We start from the raw sequence: 17923 nt of genomic DNA on the forward strand, positions 1-17923 counted from the left end.
CCGGCATCTTCTATGCTGCGCCGGTGATCGACGAACGCGACAGACGCGGGCATGCACGCGGCGCCGGGCCGGACGCGCCGCGCCGCGAGCCCGGCATGGGTTCGCTGCGCGGGCTCGACTTCGGGCGCCCGGCAGCGTCGGCACCGGCGCGCGCGCCGCCGCGCCGATGGCCGTGGCTGTTGCTGGCCGCGGCGCTGCTGGTCGTGCTGCTGCTGGCGGTCTTCCGCCAGCCGCTCGCCGAGCGGATCTGGCCGCAGACGCGTGCGCAGGCGCTGCGGGCGCAGGCCGAGCAGGCGCTGGCGCAGGGGCGGTTGACCGCGGCCGACGGCAGCGGCGCACGCGAACTCTACGAGGCCGCGCTGGCGATGGATCCCGATCGCGACGAAGCGCGCATCGGCCTGGCGCGGGTGGCCGAGGCCGCGCTGGCGCAGGCGCGCACGGCGACCGCGCAGGACCGCTTCGCCGACGCGCACGCCGCGCTGCGCCTGGCGCGCGCGCTGTCGGTGCCGCGCGACGAGGCGCGAAAGCTGGAAACCCGGCTGCGCGAGCGCGAAGCGGACAAGGCCGGGATCCCGGACCTGCTGGCCCGCGCCGAGGCCGCGCGCGCGGCCGGCCACCTCACCGGCGGCGCCGACGCCGCGTTGCCGCTGTACAGCCGCATCCTGGCGCTGCAGCCGGACGACACCCGCGCGCTGGAGGGCCGCGAGGACGCGCTCGCCGACCTGCTGCAGCAGGCACGGGCGCAGCTGCGCGTGGGGGAACTGGCCGAGGCCACCGCCACCATCGCCACCGCCGCGGAATACGACCCCGGCCACGTCGACCTGCCCGATACCCGTGCGCGCCTGAACGAGGAGCTCGACGACGTCCGCCGCAACGCCCTGGCCGACCTGCGCGCCGGCCGCCTGGAGCGTGCCGCCGGGCGCTACCAGCTGCTGGCGGCTGCCGGCCAGCAGGCCGATGCCGACGAGGGCCTGCAGCGCGTCGCCACCGCCTGGGCGCATCGGGCACAGGTGCTGGCCGGCGACTACCAGTTCGCGGAGGCGGACAGTGCGCTCGGCCACGCGCGCGAACTGGCGCCCGCGCTGGACGCCGTTGGCGAGGCCGGACACCGCATCGAGCGCGCGCGCCAGGCCCACGCGCGCAGCGGCAGCAGCCTGCCGCCAGCCGAGCGCAAGCGCCGGGTCTCGCGCCTGCTCGCCGAGGCGACGGCGGCGGAAGCGCGTGGACAGCTGCTCGATCCGCCCGGCGACAGCGCCTTCGACAAGCTGCGCGCCGCGCGCGCAATCGCCCCGGACGACCCCGGCGTGCGCAAGGCGACCGCGCGCCTGCTGCCGGCGGCGCGCGACTGCTTCGAACGCGGCCTGCGCGACAACAACCTCGGCCTCGCGCGTGCCTGCCTGGACGCGCGCACGGTGCTGGAGGGCGACGCCGCGACGCTGGCCGCGGCGCGGCGCAGGCTGGCCGGGCGCTGGCTGGCGATCGGCGACGAGCGCCTGGGCGCGGGCGAGGTGGCCGGCGCACGCGCAGCGCTCGAGGCGGCGCGCGGGCTGGATCCGGCAACGCCGGGGCTGGAGGCCTTCGACGGGCGCATCCGCGCGGCTACCGCGCCGCGGCGCTGAGGTGCCGCGCCGCGCCGTGGAGCTCCCGGATCGGCAGGCAGGACCTTGTGGGAGCGGCCATGGCCGCGATGGGCCCGCCCGGAAGAGCATCGCGGCCATGGCCGCTCCCACAGTCCGCAGTCCACGGAACCTGCCGCCGGCCGTCAGCCCTTCGCGTCGAAGAACACCCGCCGCACCGTGTCTCTGGCGGCGTCGAGCGAGAAGTGGCGGGCGACGTTGTCCAGCCCGTTGGCGGCGAGCCGGTTCCACAGCACCGGGTCTTCGTACAGGCGCACCACGGCGTCGGCGAAGGCCTCGGCGTCGTCGGCTACCAGTACGTCGTGGCCGTCGCGCAGGTGCATGCCCTCGACCGCGCATTGCGTGGCCACCACCGGCTGGCCGTGGGCCATGCTCAGGTTGACCTTGCCCTTGACGCCCGCGCCGTAGCGCAGCGGCGCCACCGCGATCCGGCAGCCGTCCATGTACGGCGCGATGTCCGGCACGTGGCCGTGCACGGTGACGCCTTCGTGCGCGGCGAGCGCGGCGACCGCCGCGGGCACGTCGCCGCCGATGCAGTGGAAGCCGACGTCCGGCAGGCGTGCCCGCACGCGCGGAAATACCATCTCGACGAACCAGCGCACCGCGCCCACGTTGGGCGGGTGGCGGAAGCCGCCGACGAACACCAGGTCGCGGCGCTGCGCGAACGGCGCGCCGGGCCCGGCGACGTGGTGCAGGTTGGACAGCAGCTCCACCCGCGCCGCGGGCGCATCGCGCGCAAGCAGTTCGCGCTCGGCCCCGCTGACCACCACGGTCAGGTCGCTGCGCGCGATCACGTCCAGCTCCAGTTCACGCGTACGCCCGGCGGCGCGGGCCATCGTCGCGTCGCCGGCAACTTCGGCCGCGCGCTGTTCGCGCAGGTAGTGCAGGTCGATGGTGTCGAACACCAGTTGCGCCCGCGGCGCGTGTTCGCGCAGCAGCGGCAGGAAGCTGCGCGCGACGTAGTGGCGACACACGACCACGCTGTCGAAGCGTGCCCCGTGCTCGCGCATCCACGCCGGGATGCCGGTGACGAACGGCGCATGCCAGGTCTCGACGCCCAGCGCCTGCAGCGCGTCGGTGTACGCGCCGGCATGCTTGAGGTCGGCGGGCAGGAACACCACGTGCGCGCCTTCCTCGCGCAGCAGGCGCATCAGGTTGACCAGGCGCAGCGAGCCGGAGTCGCGGTCGGGCGTGGGCGTCAGGGCATCCACCACGAGCACGCAGCGTGCATGGTGGTGGCGGGTGAGCATCGCGCCGGTCGCATCGTGTCCGGAATGCCTTGGCAGTACCGATTGCCAGCGTTCACGGAACGTCGCCTGGTTGCGCTCCTGCCAGGCCTTCATGCCGCGGCGCACGTCCGTGCCCGCGGTCGCACCTTCGACATGGACCACGCGCGACGCCGGCTGGCACAGCACCTTTTTCCCGGCTGCGCGCATGGACATGCCCAGGTCGGTGTCCTCGTAGAACGCCGGTGCATAGCGCGTATCAAAGCCGCCCAGCCTTTCGAAGTCCGCGCGTTGCAGTGCGATGGCAGCGCCCGAGCAGTAATCGACCTCGCGTACGAACGCGTGCGCGGGGTCGTCCGGCGCAGCGAGCCTGCCCAGCTTGTCCGCAGAGCCGTCCCTGCGGACCACCCCGCCCGCCTCCTGCAGCCGCCCGTCCGGATACAGCAGCTGCGCGCCCACCAGTCCGGCGCCGGGATGCTCGCCGAACGTCTTCAGCAGCGCATCCAGCCAGCCCGGCTGCGGCACGGTGTCGTTGTTGAGGAAGACCAGGTACTCGCCGCGCGCCAGCGCCGCGCCGTCGTTGCAGGCGGCGATGAATCCGCCGTTTTCCGCGCGCCGGTGGTAGCGCAGGCCGTCGATCGCCGGTAATACCGTGCCGCTGTCGTCCGGGGAGCCGTCGTCGACCACGATCACCTCGAACGGCGCCTGCGGCGGCCAGGCCGCCAGCGCGCGCAGGCAGCGCAGCGTGTGTTCGAGCTGGCCGTAGACCGGGACGACGAGGCTGGCCAGCGGCATCCCGCTGGTCGGCAGCGTGGCCGGGACCGCGGGTGTTTCCGGCGGGAAGGCCAGCGTGGCGCGCCGTGCCGCGGGGACGCGGCGCAGCTGCGCGCGCACCCGCTGCCAGCTCGCGCGCAGGCCGCGGGTGCGCAGGCTGAGCCAGCCTCGGCGGATCAGGCCGGTCACGCGATCGAACAGGAATCGCGCATCGGCCAGCGAAATCGACAACTCTGGGCTCCGGCTGACGGGGTGGTGGTGGACCGGCGGGCCGACATGCGGCCGGGGGCCACCATTCTGCGCCATCGCGCGGGCTTCGACCCAGCGCGCTTGCCAGCCGGCGTTCAGGGGCGGCTGCGCTAGACTCGCCGCTTCCCCGGCGCGCAGCGCCATTGTCGCACTGCCTTCCCGAACCGCACCGTGGCCCGCATCGATTACGACGAAGACGAAGACGAGATCGACGGCGGCGACCGGCCGGACTGGCGCCGCCGGCTGCTGACCTGGACGCTGGCGGCGATCGGGCTCGGGCTGGGGTTCCTGATCCCGTACACGATCTACCTCAACCAGCAGGTGACCGAGCGCTTCGGCCAGCTGCGCTGGCAGGTGCCCACGCGCGTGTACGCGCGTCCGCTGCAGCTGGCGCCGGGCGTGGCGATGGACGCGCAGACGCTGAAGACCGAACTGGCCGCCGCGTCCTACCGCGAGGACGGCGGCGAGCGCCCCGGCACCTACGTCCACGACGGTGCGCGCTGGACGATCGCCAGCCGCGGCTTCGGCGATGTCGACGGCAAGGTGCCGGCGAGCCGGGTCGAGGTCACGCTGTCCGGGGGTCGCGTTACCCGCCTGCGCGACGCCGCCACCGACAAGGCCGCCAAGTCCGTGCGACTGGACCCGGCGCGCATCGCCACCCTGTACGGGCAGAACCAGGAAGAGCGCCAGCTGGTGCGGATCGAGGACGTCCCGGAGCTGCTGGTCACCGGCCTGCAGGCGGTCGAGGACCGCGACTTCGCGCACCACCACGGCATCGACCTGTCCGGCATGCTGCGCGCGGCCTTCGTCAACATGAAGTCCGGTGAGGCGAAGCAGGGCGGCAGCACGCTGACCCAGCAGCTGGCGCGCTCGGGCATCCTCGGCATCGGCCGGGAGCAGACTTTCAGCCGCAAGTTCAACGAGATCCTGTTCGCACTGCTGATCGAGGCGCGCTACGACAAGCGCGCGATCCTCGAGGCGTATCTCAACCAGGTCTACCTGGGCCAGCGCGGATCGCAGGAGATCCGTGGCGTGGCCGCGGGCGCCGAGTACTGGTTCGGACGCGACCTGGGCGACCTGTCCACCGCGCAGGTGGCGATGCTGATCGGGCTGGTGAAGGGGCCGTCGGCCTACGACCCGCGGCGGCATCCGGACAGCGCCCGTGCGCGGCGCGACTTCGTGCTGGAGAAGATGCACGCGTCGCAGCCGCAGCTGATCACCGACGCCGAATACGAGCGCGCCCGCAAGGCGCCGCTCGGCGTGACCGACGCGCCGGGCAGCACATCGGCCAACCCCTTCCCGGCCTATATCGACCTGGTGCGCAGGCAGCTGATGCGCGACTACCCGGCCAACGCGCTGCAGGGCGCAGGCCTGCGGGTGATGACCGCGATGTCGCCGTCCGCACAGGCCTATGCCGAGGGCGCGGTGACGAGCACCCTGGAGGGGCTGGCGAACAAGAAGCGTCCGCCGCTGCAGGCCGGCCTGGTCGTGACCGACGTCGACAACGGCGACGTGCTGGCGGTGGTGGGCGACCGCAATTTCCGCCAGCCGGGGTTCAATCGCGCGATCGAGGCGCAGCGGCCGGTCGGTTCGCTGCTCAAGCCTTTCGTCTACCTGCTGGCGCTGGCCTCGGCCGACCACTGGTCGCTGGCCAGCTGGGTGGACGATTCGCCGGTGACCGTCACCCTGGCCAACGGCAAGCACTGGAGCCCCGGCAACTCCGACGGCCGCAGCCACGGCAGCGTGCGCCTGATCGACGCGCTGGCGCAGTCCTACAACCAGGCCACGGTGCGCGTGGGCATGGCCGTCAACCCGCAGCGCGTGGCGATGCTGCTCAAGAAGCTTGCCGGCATCGAGGCTGCGCCCAACCCCTCGTTGATCCTCGGCGCCGTCGACCAGAGCCCGTACGCGATGGCGCAGCTGTACCAGTTCCTTGCCTCCGGTGGCGAAAGCCAGCGGCTGCACCTGGTGCGCGGCGTGCTCGACCGCGAGGGCAGGATGCTCAAGCGCTACGACAAGCCGCCGCAGCCGGCGGATTCGCGCGATGCGACCGTCGTGCGCCTGGTTACCCTCGCCATGCAGCACACGGTCACCAACGGTACCGCGCACCAGCTGGTGCGAGACGGCCTTGGCCGGCTCAACGCCGCCGGCAAGACCGGCACCAGCAACGACGGCCGCGACAGCTGGTTCGCCGGTTTCACCGGTGGCCACCTCGCGGTGGTCTGGGTCGGCAACGACCAGAACGAGATGACCGGCCTGTACGGCGCCACCGGCGCGATGCGGGTCTGGTCCGGCCTGTTCTCGCGCCTGCCCAGCGCGCCGCTGGAAGTGGGCAGCGAAGGTCTCGAATGGCAGTGGGTGGTGCAGTCCAACAGCACCGACGCATCCTGTCCCGGCGCCCGTCGCTTCGCGTTCACCAAGGGCTTTGCGCCGCCGTACCAGCCCTGCGTGCAGGCCGAACCCGAGCGAGAAAGCGGCGGCGGCTGGCGCAGCTGGTTCGGCCTGGATCCCAAGCCGCAGGATCCGGCGCGACAGGTCCCGCAGCAGTCCCCCCCGCCGCAAGAGCAACGCTGATGTCCCCCCGCATCCATTCCGCCGCCCCTCGCGGCGCACTGTCCGTTTTCCTGCTGGCGCTGGCCGCGTGCACCACGCAGCCGCCCGCGCCGCCCCCGCCCGCGCCGCTGACCACGTCCACGCCGCAACAGCAGGTCGCGGCGATTCGCGCCGCCGGCGGCGATGGTGAGGGCGAGCTGGCCGTCCAGCCGCTGCGCGACCCCAAGGTCGAGGACCTGCGCGCGAAGGCCGAACGCCTGGAAGCGCAGCAACACTACGACGATGCCGCCAGCACCCTCGACCAGGCACTGGAGATCGTCCCCGACGACCCGGCCCTGCTGCAGGAGCGCGCCGAAGCCGCGTTGCTGCAGGGCGACCACGCCCGGGCCGAGGCACTGGCCCGGCGCGCGTTCGAGACCGGCTCGCAGGTCGGCCCGCTGTGCCGCCGCCACTGGGCGACGATCGAACAGTCGCGCCTGCTCGAAAGCGACGCCGCCGGCGCCGCCGCGGCGAAGGCGAAGATCGACGCCTGCACGGTCGCCGGGGTGAACCGGTACTGAGATGGTGCAGGGGAACGAAGGGGAGAACGAGGGCCTGCTGGCCGGCCGCAGCCGCGCCGCGCTGGCCGAGGGCGGCACGCTGGCGACGCAGATCCCGGCGTTCGCCCCGCGCCCGGCGCAGCAGGACCTGGCGGCCGCCGTGGCCGATGCACTCGATGCGCGCGGCACGCTGCTCGCCGAGGCCGGCACCGGCACCGGCAAGACCTTCGCCTATCTCGTCCCGGCGCTGCTGTCGGGGCTGAAGACCATCGTCTCCACCGGCACCCGCGCGCTGCAGGACCAGCTCTACCACCGCGACCTGCCGCGGGTGCGCGACGCGCTCGGGGTCGGCATCAAGACCGCGCTGCTCAAGGGCCGCGCCAACTATCTGTGCCTGTACCGGATGGAGCGCGCGAAGGGCGAGTCGCGGTTTTCCTCGCGCGAACAGATCGGCCACTTCCAGCGCATCGTCGCCTGGGGCGGGCGCACGCGCATGGGCGACCTGGCCGAACTCGACGGTCTGCCCGACGACTCGCCGCTGCTGCCGATGGTCACCTCGACGGCGGAGAACTGCCTCGGCAGCGAGTGCCCGTTCTGGAGCGACTGCTTCGTGGTCCAGGCGCGCCAACGTGCGCAGAACGCGGACGTAGTGGTGGTCAACCACCACCTGCTGCTGGCGGACCTGGCGCTCAAGCAGGAAGGCTTCGGCGAGATACTGCCCGGCGCGCAGGCCTTCGTCGTCGACGAGGCGCACCAGCTGCCCGATCTGGCCGCGCAGTTCTTCGGCGAATCGCTGAGCGCGCGGCCGTTGGTCGAACTGGGGCGCGACGCGCTCGCCGAATGCAAGGATGTGGAAGGTTCGCTGGCGGTCGTGCAGCAGCCGGCGCGCGACCTCGAACACGCGACCCGCGCGCTGCGCGCGGCGATGGAAGGACTGCCGGCGCGCGGGACCCGCTTCCACGCGCTGCAGGATGCCGGCGTGCGCGAAGGGCTCGATGAACTGTCGCAGGCGCTGTCGCGGCTGGCCGCTGCGCTCGCCCCGCTGCGCGAGGCCGCGCCGGGCTTCGAGGCCTGCCACGTGCGCGCGCAGGACCAGCTGGCGCGGGTCGCGCGCTGGCAGGTCGAGCGCGACCTCGACGGCGAGCTGGATGACGCCAGCGGCGGCGGCCCGGACGACGACGTGCGCTGGTACGAGCTGTCGCCGCGCGGCTTCCGCCTGCAGCGCACGCCACTGGACGTGTCCGCGCCGCTGCGCGCGCATCGCGAGGCCTCGCGTGCGGCGTGGGTGTTCACCTCGGCCACGCTCGCGGTCGACGGCCGCTTCGACCACATCGCCACGCGGCTGGGGCTGGAAGGCCAGCACGAACTGCTCGCGCCCAGCCCTTTCGACTGGGCCCGCCAGGCGCTGTGCTACCTGCCGCCGCGGCTGCCGCAGCCGTCCGCGCGCGACTACACCGCCGCGATCGCCGAGGCGCTGCTGCCGGTGCTGCATGCCTCCCACGGCCGCGCCTTCGTCCTGTTCGCCTCGCACCGCGCGCTGCGCGAGGCCGCCGGGATCCTGCAGGGCGGGCCGTGGCCGCTGTTCGTGCAGGGCCAGGCGCCGCGCGCGCAGTTGCTGCAGCGCTTCCGCGAATCCGGCAACGGCGTGCTGCTGGGCGCGGCCAGCTTCCGCGAGGGCGTGGACGTGGCCGGCGACGCGCTGAGCGTGGTGGTGATCGACAAGCTGCCGTTCGCCGCGCCCGACGACCCGGTGTTCGAGGCGCGCCTGGATGCGATCCGCCGCGCCGGCGGCAACCCGTTCCGCGACGAGCAGCTGCCGCAGGCGGTGATTGCGCTCAAGCAGGGCGTGGGCCGCCTGATCCGCACCGAGACCGACCGCGGCGTGCTGGTGCTGTGCGACCCGCGCCTGCTCGGCAAGAGCTACGGCAAGCTGTTCCTGGACTCGATGCCGCCGTTCCCGAAGACCCGCGACGTGGCCGACGTGGAGGCCTTCTTCGCCGTCGGCGATGCGCCGGCAGGCGCGGACCTGCAGGCCTGGCCGGGCTGAGCGCCTCGGGTTTGCCCCAGCTCGCCGACCGCGCGCCGCCGGGCTAGGGTGGCGGCAGGATCGGACAGGAACGGGTGGACCCCATGGGCGGACCGACGGCCGTAGCACTCTCGGAGAGCTCCTCGCTCAACTACTGCCCGGCACCGCCGCCGCAGAACCAGGACGCGAAGGACAACTCGCAGTGGTGGGGCAACCTGTCCACGGCCGAGCAGGATCACTTCGTCAGCGCCTATCCCGACCAGGTCGGGATGATGGACGGCCTGCCGAGCGATGTCCGCCACGACGCCAACATGGCCACGCTGCGCGCCGACGCCGCCAGCGGCCACGACCAGGGCAACGCGCAGAAGCTGCTGGACCGGATCGAGGCCTCGCAGAACGGCCCGGCCAACGAGCGCATCTTCCTGATCGGCTACGAACCGCCGGGCGCGGACGGCAATCCCGACGCCAAGGTCATCGCCGCGATCGGCAACCCCGATATCGCCGACAACGTGGCCGTCTACGTGCCGGGCACCGGCACCGACCTGTCCAACGTTGGCGGCTCGATCGACCGCATGGACGACCTGCGCGCCGAGGCCGAAATGGTCCCCGGTTCAGGCGACACCTCCACCATCGTCTGGCTCGGTTACGACGCCCCGGACAGCATCCCGGCCGCGATCCAGTCCCACCACGCCACCGACGGCGCGCCGGCGCTGGTCGACTTCACCGAAGGCCTGCGCGCCTCGCACCAGGGGCCGCCGTCGCACAACACCATGATCGGGCACTCCTACGGCGCCACCGTGGTCGGTACCGCGGACGCCTCGGGCGGGCAGGGGACGAACGACGGCCTGCAGGTGGACGACGTGGTCGTCTTCGGCAGCCCCGGCATGGGCTACGAGTCGCCGGACCGCCAGGGCTGGTTCGACAGCCCGCTGGTCGACGACGTCAGCGACATGCACATCGCCGACGACCATTTCTGGGCCGGCGCCGCCAGCAACGACGTGGTCAGCTACACCGAGGTCCACGGCAACAGTCCGGTCGACTGGAGCTTCGGCGGCCAGCGCATCAGCACCGACGGCGCATCGGGCCATTCCGAATACTGGGAGCCGGGCACCGAGGCGCTGCGCAACCAGGCCTACATCGTCACCGGCAACTACGACCAGGTGGAGACGGTCAGCCGCCGCTTCGGCTGATCACGGTCGCTTGCGGCCGGCGACGCCAGAATCGGCCGCATGCCTGCCAGTCCCCGCATCCGCAGAGCATTGCCGGTCGCCACGGCGCTCGCGCTGCTGCTTGCGGCCTGCGGCCGGGTCGATGGTGGCGACGCGGCGCGCTACAGTGAACCGACACTCGACGGAACGATGCGCATGAAGACCAATACGCCAACCGCCGCGGCCACGTCGCTGCTGGGCGCGGTGGAGGATGCCGTCGGCGGCCTGTCCATCCAGCGCGAAGCGATGCAGACCCGCATCAATCGCTGCCAGGGTGCGCAGGGCGAGCAGCGCGACGACCTGTTCTATGCCTGGGTCGGCCTGCGCGGCACCGCCCACCAGGGCGACATTGCCGAACAGCTCAAGCGCCTCCACCAGCAGTGGCTCGATCGCGGCTGGACCATCACCCGCTTCCGCACGCTCGACAACGGCGGCGTCAACCTGGCCGCGACGGACCCGGACACCGGCAACACCTACATGCTCGACTCGGGTTTCGACGTCGCGCCCGATGCGGCGGTGGCGGGATTCTTCAACACGCCGTGCTTCCAGTCGGCGGAAGGCGCGGTGGATTTCGGCGAGATCACGGTGCCGTCGCGTTGACGGCCTGCATGTCGACCTGATCCAGCCCCGCGCGATTCGCGCCGTGGGCGCTGCCGACCTATCCTTGTCGCCCCGCGATCGTCGCCGGCGTCCATGAAACTGCTCGCATTCGAAACCGCCACCGAGGGCTGCTCGGTCGCCGTCCTCGTCGACGGCGACGTGCGCGAGCGCTTCGAGGTCGCGCCGCGCCGCCACGCCGAACTCGCGCTGCTGTGGGCAGGGCAGCTGCTGGCCGAGGCCGGTGTGGCCAAGGCGCAGCTCGACGCGATCGCCGTCGGCCGCGGCCCGGGGGCGTTCACCGGCGTGCGGCTGGCGATCGCGATCGCACAGGGCATCGCGCTGGCGCTGGACCGGCCGGTGGTGGCGGTCTCGACCCTCGCCGCGCTGGCGGCGCGGGCGCCGGAAGATGGTCCGGCACGCATCTTCGCCGCGATCGATGCGCGCATGGGCGAGGTGTATTCGGCCGCGTTCGAGCGTCGCGGCGGCGGGCTGGTCGCGCTGTCGCGGGAAATCGTCTGCGCCCCCGATGCGGTTGCCCTGCCGGCCGGCGATGCTCCGTGGCAGGGCGTGGGCACCGGGTTCGCCGCAGGCGAGGGTGCGCTGCCGGCGCAGCTCGGATCACGACTGTCGGCCGTCGATGCGGGTGCCTTGCCGCATGCGGCCGACGTGGCCCGGCTCGGCGCCGCCGCCTACGCGCGCGGCGAGGCGCTGCCGCCCGAGCGCGTGGAACCGGCCTACCTGCGCGACAACGTCGCCCTCACTCTCGTCGAACAGCAGGCGCTGCGCGATTCGCGCTGAGCCGGGAACCATCTCGGCTTCGCGCCGGTCACCACAGGCCACACCGGGGAGTACGGCATGACGCGGATGGGCATTGGCACGAAACGCAGCGGCACGAGAGACAGGGACACGACCGGCGCGCGCGGCTGGTTCCGGCGCGAGGGGCGGCAGTTGCTGGTGATGCTGGTCCTGCTGGCGCTGGCGCGCACCTCGTTCGCCAACCACTACGGCGTGCCCAGCGGTTCGATGGAGTACACCCTGATGCCCGGCGACCACGTCGTGGTCGACATGAGCGCCTACGGCCTGCGCGTCCCCTTCACCGATATCACCCTGGTGCCGCGCGGTCGGCCCGGGCGCGGCGACATCGCCGTGTTCAAGTCGCCGGCCGACGGCGTGCGGCTGATCAAGCGCGTGGTTGCGGTGGGCGGCGACCGGGTCTCGCTCGCCGGCGGCCACCTGTCGATCAACGGCGAGGCGCTGGCCGAACCCGGCGCGGCGGACGTGGAGCAGTTCGGCGACCGCTCCGCGCGCCTGAACCTCGACATGGGTGGCGGCCCGGACATCGACGGCCTGGTCGTGCCGGCGGGGCAGGTGCTGGTGGTCGGCGACCATCGCGGCAACAGCGTCGACGGCCGCTACTTCGGCTTCGTGCCGGCCTCGGCGCTGTACGCGCGCGCGGTGGGCGTGTTCTGGCGCCGCGGCGAGGGTCCGGTGTGGAAGCCGCTGTGAGCGCTCAGCGCTCGTCGAGCAGCTCGCCGCCGGGCAGGAAGTTCCACGTGCGCGTCACGTGCAGCACGTCGATGTTCTCGTCGGTCTTCGGCAGCGGCGGGTAGGGCTCGGCGAGTTTGGCGATCCGCAGCGCGGCGTCGTCGAGCAGCTTGATGCCGCTGGACTGGATCACGTCGGCGCGCTCGACCGAGCCGTCGCGGCGGATCGCCACGCTGATCACCAGCGTGCCGGCTAGCTTGCGTCGACGCGCTTCGTCGGGATAGTTGAGATTGCCCACGCGCTCGACCCGGTCCACCCACGCGCGCAGGTAGCCGGCCCAGGCGTACTCGGTGGTGCTGGCCGAGACGAACTTGCGCTTCGGCCGCTTGGCGTAGCGCTCCGAGCGCAGGTGGATCTCGGCCGCCAGCCGCGCCATCGCCAGGTCGTGCTGGATCTTTTCCTCGCCGCGCGCCAGCGGGGTTTCCTCGGCCTCGGGGCGTGCATCCGGCGTCGGCATCGGCTGTTCCGCGCGCACGCTGCTGACCACGCGCGCCTCCGGCGGCGGCTGCGGCGCCGGCGACTGCGCGCGCATCGGCCGCGGCGCCACGCCCGATTCGGCCTGCGCCACCACGCCGGCCTGCGCGTCGCGCGGGCGGTTGGTCTTCTCGTGTTCGCCGCCGCCCTGGTTGTTGGCCTGGGCGAGGAAGTCGGCCTGTTTGGGCGTCAGTTCGGTCTGCGTCTGGGTCAGGATCACGTCCAGCGTCGGCAGCACCGGCGCGGCGTCGTTGAGCGCAAAGCCGACGCCGAGGATCAGCATCCCGTGCAGCAGCAGCGACAGCACCATGGTCGCGCTCAGGCGCTGGCGGTCACCGATGACGGGGGGAGTGGTGACGGCGGCGCTCATTCCCGGGAGCCGGGACTCGGGACTCGGGACTCGGGACTCGGCGCAGCAGCGCCCCCTTTCTCGAGTCCTCCGGCTTCGATCGCATCGAACAGCATCCCGGCGATGTTCAGCCCGAACTGCGCATCCAGCTCCCGGATGCAGGTCGGGCTGGTGACGTTGACTTCGGTCAGCCAGTCGCCGATCACGTCCAGGCCGACGAAGCGCATCCCGCGTTCGCGCATCCGCGGACCGACCTGGGCGGCGATCCAGCGGTCGCGCTCGGTCAGCGGCCGGCCCTCGCCGCGGCCGCCGGCGGCGAGGTTGCCGCGGAACTCGTCGCCCTGCGGGATCCGCGCCAGGCAGTAGTCCACCGGTTCGCCGTCGACCAGCAGGATGCGCTTGTCGCCACCGGTGATCTCCGGCAGGTAGCGCTGGGCCATCGCCAGGTGGCGGCCGCCGTCGGTGAGGGTCTCGAGGATAACGTTGAGATTGGACTCGCCGGCGCGGGCGCGGAAGATCGAGCGCCCGCCCATGCCGTCGAGCGGCTTGAGCACCGCGTCGCCGTGCTCGGCAACGAAGGCCTTGAGCGCGGCCGCCTCGCGGCTGACCAGGGTCGGCGGGCAGCACTGCGGGAATTCCAGCGCGGCGAGTTTTTCGTTGAAGTCGCGCAGGCCCTGCGGATCATTGACCACCTGCGCGCCCTGGCGCTGCATGAAGCCCAGCAGCTGGGTGTCGTGGATGAAGTCGGCGTCGACCGGCGGATCCTTGCGCATCAGCACCACGTCGCCCGGTCCGGGGGTGCGATGTGATGGTTGTCCCAGTTCGAACCAGTCGCGCGGATCGTCACGGACCACCAGCGGCGCCACCAGCGCCACTGCCTCGCCGCCGCGCATCGACAGCCCGCCCGGCACGACGTAATGCAACCGGTGGCCGCGGCGCTGCGCTTCGAGCAGCATGGCGAACGTGGAGTCCTTGGCGATCTTCACCGACTCGATCGGGTCCATCACGACGATGACGTCGAGTGTCATTCAGAGCGTTCCGCGGCAGATTCTGACAAATGTTAACAGCCGCTTTGGCCGATGTTGCGGACTGCGTGGCATTTACCTTCACCGCGCTGCCGCCAGCGCTTGACAGTGTGGCGGCCGACTGGGATATAAGACGGTTTGCAGCGGCGCCGGCATTCACGAAGCGCTGCGCATGGGGGAATACGAAGATGACGCAAGACGACAGTCGCGCCGGCAGCCTCGGGGGCCTGCGGGTGATGGTGATCGACGACTCGAAAACGATCCGCCGCACCGCCGAAACCCTGCTCAAGCGCGAGGGCGCCGAGGTCACGACCGCGACCGACGGCTTCGAGGCGCTCGCCAAGATCGCCGACCAGAAGCCGCAGATCATCTTCGTCGACATCATGATGCCGCGCCTGGATGGCTACCAGACCTGCGCGCTGATCAAGAACAACCAGGTGTTCAAGCAGACGCCGGTGATCATGCTGTCCTCCAAGGACGGCCTGTTCGACAAGGCGCGCGGGCGCATCGTGGGCTCCGAGCAGTACGTCACCAAACCATTCACGCGCGAGGAACTCCTCGACGCGATCCGCAAGCACGTCAACAACGCCTGACCGGGGGGTAGGGCACACAATGGCAAAAATCCTGCTGATCGAGGACTCGCCGACCGACACGGCGGTGCTCACCCAGCTGCTCGAGCGCAACGGCCACCAGGTGCTGGCATCCGGCAGCGCCGAGGACGGCATCGAGACCTGCAAGCGCGAGCTGCCCGACCTGGTGCTGATGGACGTGGTGCTGCCGGGCATGAACGGCTTCCAGGCCACGCGCGCGCTGTCGCGCGACAGCGCCACCAGCAAGATCCCGGTGCTGATCGTCAGCACCAAGGGCATGGAGACCGACAAGGCCTGGGGCATGCGCCAGGGTGCGCGCGACTACATCGTCAAGCCGCCGAACGAGGGCGAGCTGGTGGCGCGCATCAACGAGCTACTCGGCGGCTGACATGGCCCGCCGCCACCACAACCGCAAGCCGGACGCCGCGAGCCGCAAGCCCGCAGCCGCGTCTGCGCGCGCCGGCCGCGACAGCGCGCCGGCCGATCCGTTCGAGATCCTCGTCGACTACGAGCGCAGGAGCCTGGCGCACGTCGCCGGCCTGCCCGAGCAGCTCGACGCGCCGGGCCTGTGGCGCGGCGTCGGCTACCGCGTCGGCCAGCGCCGGCTGGCGTCGGGTTTCGACGAGGTGGTCGAGATCCTGCCGATGCCGCAGGTCACGCCGGTGCCGGGCTCGCAGCCTTGGATGCTTGGCGTGGCCAACATCCGCGGCAACCTGCTGCCGACCGTCGACCTCAAGCAGTTCCTCGAGGGCGAGCGCACCGTGCTGCACGAGGGCCAGCGCGTGCTGGTCGTGCGCCAGCCCGGCGGCGACGTCGCGGTGACGATCGACGAGCTGTTCGGGCAGCGTTCCTTCCTCGAGGAACAGCTGCTGCCCGCCGATGAACTGCCCGCCAGCCCGCTGGCCGAAGGACGCTACGTCCATTTCGTCGACCGGGCCTACCGCCTGGCCGGCCACGCATGGGGTGTCTTCAGCCTGGACAGGCTGGCGCGCACGCCCGAATTCCGACAAGCCGCGGCCTGATCGCCGCATGACAACGCACGCACCGCAGGATCCCGAGGTCACAACATGAGCACTGTAATGGACACCGTTGCCGGCAAGGGCCGCAACATGGGTACCAACTTCTGGCTGATCGTGCTGGCGATTTCACTGGTCGTGTTCGGTGCCAACACCGGTTATGCGACGTGGAAGGCGGCGCGGCTGGGCGGCGCCAGTACCGCGGCCTCGAACCTGCAGCTCAACTCGCAGCGGCTGGCCAACCAGGGCCGCGAGGCGGTCGAGGGCAACAAGGCGGCGTTCGACGCGTTCAAGGTGACCAAGACCGAGGTCGATTCGGACATCTCCGAGCTCAACAGCAATTTCGGCGACACCACCGGTGTGTCCGGCCCGATCGCCAAGGTCAGCCAGACCTGGGCGCCGCTGGCCAAGAACGCCGACGCGGTGATCGCCAGCGAGGCCGCGGTACTGGCGCTGGCCGGCAACGCCGATCGCTTCTCGCAGGGCATCCCGCAGCTGCAGGCGCAGCTCGACGAGGTGGTGCGCGCGATGTCGTCCAGTGGTTCGGCCTCGTCGCAGATCTACATCGCGCTGCGCCAGAACGTGCTGGCCGGCAACCTGGCCCGCCGCGTCACCGAGGTGCGCGCCGGCGGCTCCGGCGCCGCGGTGGCGGGACAGGCGCTGGCGCGCGACGCCAACGTGTTCGAGCAGGTGCTCGCCGGCCTGAAGTCCGGCGACGATGCGATGAACGTCCAGCCGCTGTCGAACTCCAATGCCGTGGCCGCGCTGAACAAGGCCACCGCGCAGTGGACGACGATGAAGAAGGACCTCGACGCGATCCTCGGCAGCTCGCAGGAGCTGTTCGGCGCGCAGAACGCGGCCGCCTCGCTCACCACCGGCTCGGACAAGCTGCTGTCCGACAGCCGCGACCTGTTCCAGGCCTTCACCGCCTTCGGCTCGCTGCGTGACAAGAGCCTGCTGGGCAACATCTGGATCAGCATCATCTTCGGTGCGCTGGCCATCGTCGCCATCGTCGGCCTGATCTTCAGCATCAACCGCGCGCAGCGGCAGCGCTACGAAACCACGATGGAGCTCAACAACCGCAACCAGGAGGCGATCATGCGCCTGCTGGACGAAATGGGCTCGCTCGCCGAAGGCGACCTGACGGTGAAGGCGACGGTAACCGAGGACATGACCGGCGCGATCGCCGACTCGATCAACTTCGCCGTCGAGCAGCTGCGCAGCCTGGTGCAGACGATCAACGACACATCGGTGCAGGTCGCGTCCAGCGCGCAGGAAACGCAGGCCACCGCCATGCACCTGGCCGAGGCCGCCGAACACCAGGCGCAGGAAATCAACTCCGCGTCGGACCGCATCAACGAAATCGCCGCCAGCATCAACCAGGTGTCGAAGAACTCCGCCGAGTCGGCCGACGTGGCCCATCGCTCGGTGCAGATCGCGACCAAGGGCGCGGGCGTGGTGCGCGAAACGATCGCCGGCATGGACTCCATCCGCGACCAGATCCAGGAAACCTCCAAGCGCATCAAGCGCCTGGGCGAGTCGTCGCAGGAGATCGGCTCGATCGTCGAACTGATCAACGACATCTCCGAGCAGACCAACATCCTCGCGCTCAACGCGGCCATCCAGGCGGCGTCGGCGGGCGAGGCGGGCCGCGGCTTCGCGGTGGTGGCCGACGAAGTGCAGCGACTGGCCGAGCGCTCGTCCAACGCGACCAAGCGCATCGAATCGCTGGTGCAGGCGATCCAGTCCGACACCAACGAAGCGGTCAGCTCGATGGAGCAGACGACTTCCGAGGTGGTCGCCGGTGCGCGACTGGCCGAGGACGCCGGCACCGCGCTGGGCGAGATCGAAAACGTGTCGACCAGCCTGGCCGACCTCATCCAGGGGATTTCCAGCGCCGCGCAGCAGCAATCGGCCGCGGCGACCAACATCACCAGCACGATGAACACCATTCAGTCGATCACCGCGCAGACCTCGCAGGGCGCCAACCAGACCGCCGAATCGATCGGCAACCTGGCCCAGCTCGCCGCGGACCTGCGCCGTTCGGTCGCCGACTTCAAGCTGCCGGCCTGAGCGCGGGAAGACCGATAGCATGACCGGTATTCGTCAGCC

Annotated in this window: 14 protein-coding genes and 1 pseudogene; 12 read left to right on the forward strand and 3 right to left on the reverse strand. The window is 71.5% G+C overall.

Annotation, left to right across the window (positions count from 1 at the left end; genetic code table 11):
• Positions 1–23 precede the first annotated feature (23 nt).
• Positions 24–1619 (forward strand): hypothetical protein, encoded by a 1596-nt coding sequence (locus tag ABD679_RS03440; RefSeq protein WP_344758535.1) that lies wholly within the window; start codon positions 24–26, stop codon positions 1617–1619.
• Between the two features lie 143 nt (positions 1620–1762).
• On the opposite strand, the gene ABD679_RS03445 is transcribed toward ABD679_RS03440, so the two are convergent.
• On the reverse strand, positions 1763–3868 hold the full coding sequence (locus ABD679_RS03445) for a glycosyltransferase (protein WP_344758536.1): 2106 nt from the start codon (positions 3866–3868) through the stop codon (positions 1763–1765).
• Between the two features lie 189 nt (positions 3869–4057).
• Here ABD679_RS03445 and mrcB point away from each other — a divergent pair, with 189 nt between their 5' ends.
• The 7 genes from mrcB to lepB all read left to right on the forward strand — a co-directional run bounded on the left by mrcB (position 4058) and on the right by lepB (position 12318).
• Positions 4058–6460 carry a penicillin-binding protein 1B gene (gene mrcB / locus ABD679_RS03450; RefSeq protein WP_344758537.1) on the forward strand — a complete coding sequence of 801 codons (2403 nt, stop codon included), beginning with the start codon at positions 4058–4060 and terminating at the stop codon, positions 6458–6460.
• The gene (locus tag ABD679_RS03455) at positions 6460–6999 is read left to right on the forward strand and encodes a tetratricopeptide repeat protein (RefSeq protein WP_344758538.1); all 540 of its coding nucleotides are present in this window, start codon (positions 6460–6462) and stop codon (positions 6997–6999) included. The genes mrcB and ABD679_RS03455 overlap by 1 nt, the downstream gene beginning before the upstream one ends.
• 1 nt (position 7000) lies before the next feature.
• Positions 7001–9025 (forward strand): DNA repair helicase YoaA, encoded by a 2025-nt coding sequence (gene yoaA, locus ABD679_RS03460; protein WP_344758539.1) that lies wholly within the window; start codon positions 7001–7003, stop codon positions 9023–9025.
• 83 nt (positions 9026–9108) lie between these two features.
• Positions 9109–10194: an alpha/beta hydrolase gene (locus ABD679_RS03465; protein ID WP_344758540.1), complete on the forward strand. Its 1086-nt coding sequence runs from the start codon at positions 9109–9111 to the stop codon at positions 10192–10194.
• 39 nt (positions 10195–10233) lie between these two features.
• On the forward strand, positions 10234–10812 hold the full coding sequence (locus tag ABD679_RS03470; protein ID WP_344758541.1) for a hypothetical protein: 579 nt from the start codon (positions 10234–10236) through the stop codon (positions 10810–10812).
• A gap of 93 nt (positions 10813–10905) precedes the next feature.
• Entirely contained in the window at positions 10906–11610 is a 705-nt protein-coding gene (gene tsaB, locus ABD679_RS03475; protein ID WP_344758542.1) for a tRNA (adenosine(37)-N6)-threonylcarbamoyltransferase complex dimerization subunit type 1 TsaB, read from the forward strand.
• Between the two features lie 66 nt (positions 11611–11676).
• The gene (gene lepB, locus ABD679_RS03480; protein WP_344758691.1) at positions 11677–12318 is read left to right on the forward strand and encodes a signal peptidase I; all 642 of its coding nucleotides are present in this window, start codon (positions 11677–11679) and stop codon (positions 12316–12318) included.
• 4 nt (positions 12319–12322) lie between these two features.
• Here lepB and ABD679_RS03485 read toward each other — a convergent pair whose 3' ends face one another.
• Both ABD679_RS03485 and gshB read right to left on the reverse strand, forming a co-directional pair.
• Positions 12323–13201 carry an energy transducer TonB gene (locus ABD679_RS03485; RefSeq protein WP_344758543.1) on the reverse strand — a complete coding sequence of 293 codons (879 nt, stop codon included), beginning with the start codon at positions 13199–13201 and terminating at the stop codon, positions 12323–12325.
• Positions 13202–13269: 68 nt separating this feature from the next.
• Positions 13270–14208, reverse strand: a pseudogene (gene gshB, locus ABD679_RS03490) (glutathione synthase); the annotation flags it as partial.
• 185 nt (positions 14209–14393) lie between these two features.
• On the opposite strand from gshB, the gene ABD679_RS03495 reads away from it, so the two are divergent.
• From ABD679_RS03495 to ABD679_RS03510, 4 genes are read left to right on the forward strand one after another with little or no spacing between them, the layout of a single operon-like run.
• Positions 14394–14798: a response regulator gene (locus tag ABD679_RS03495; RefSeq protein ID WP_344758544.1), complete on the forward strand. Its 405-nt coding sequence runs from the start codon at positions 14394–14396 to the stop codon at positions 14796–14798.
• A 19-nt stretch (positions 14799–14817) separates the two neighbouring features.
• On the forward strand, positions 14818–15183 hold the full coding sequence (locus ABD679_RS03500) for a response regulator (protein ID WP_344758545.1): 366 nt from the start codon (positions 14818–14820) through the stop codon (positions 15181–15183).
• Position 15184: 1 nt separating this feature from the next.
• Entirely contained in the window at positions 15185–15817 is a 633-nt protein-coding gene (locus ABD679_RS03505) for a chemotaxis protein CheW (RefSeq protein WP_344758546.1), read from the forward strand.
• A 45-nt stretch (positions 15818–15862) separates the two neighbouring features.
• Positions 15863–17884 carry a methyl-accepting chemotaxis protein gene (locus ABD679_RS03510; protein ID WP_344758547.1) on the forward strand — a complete coding sequence of 674 codons (2022 nt, stop codon included), beginning with the start codon at positions 15863–15865 and terminating at the stop codon, positions 17882–17884.
• The last annotated feature ends 39 nt before the right edge of the window (positions 17885–17923 follow it).

The sequence above is a fragment of the Luteimonas lutimaris genome, assembly GCF_039537065.1.
In the GTDB taxonomy this organism is placed as follows: domain Bacteria; phylum Pseudomonadota; class Gammaproteobacteria; order Xanthomonadales; family Xanthomonadaceae; genus Luteimonas; species Luteimonas lutimaris.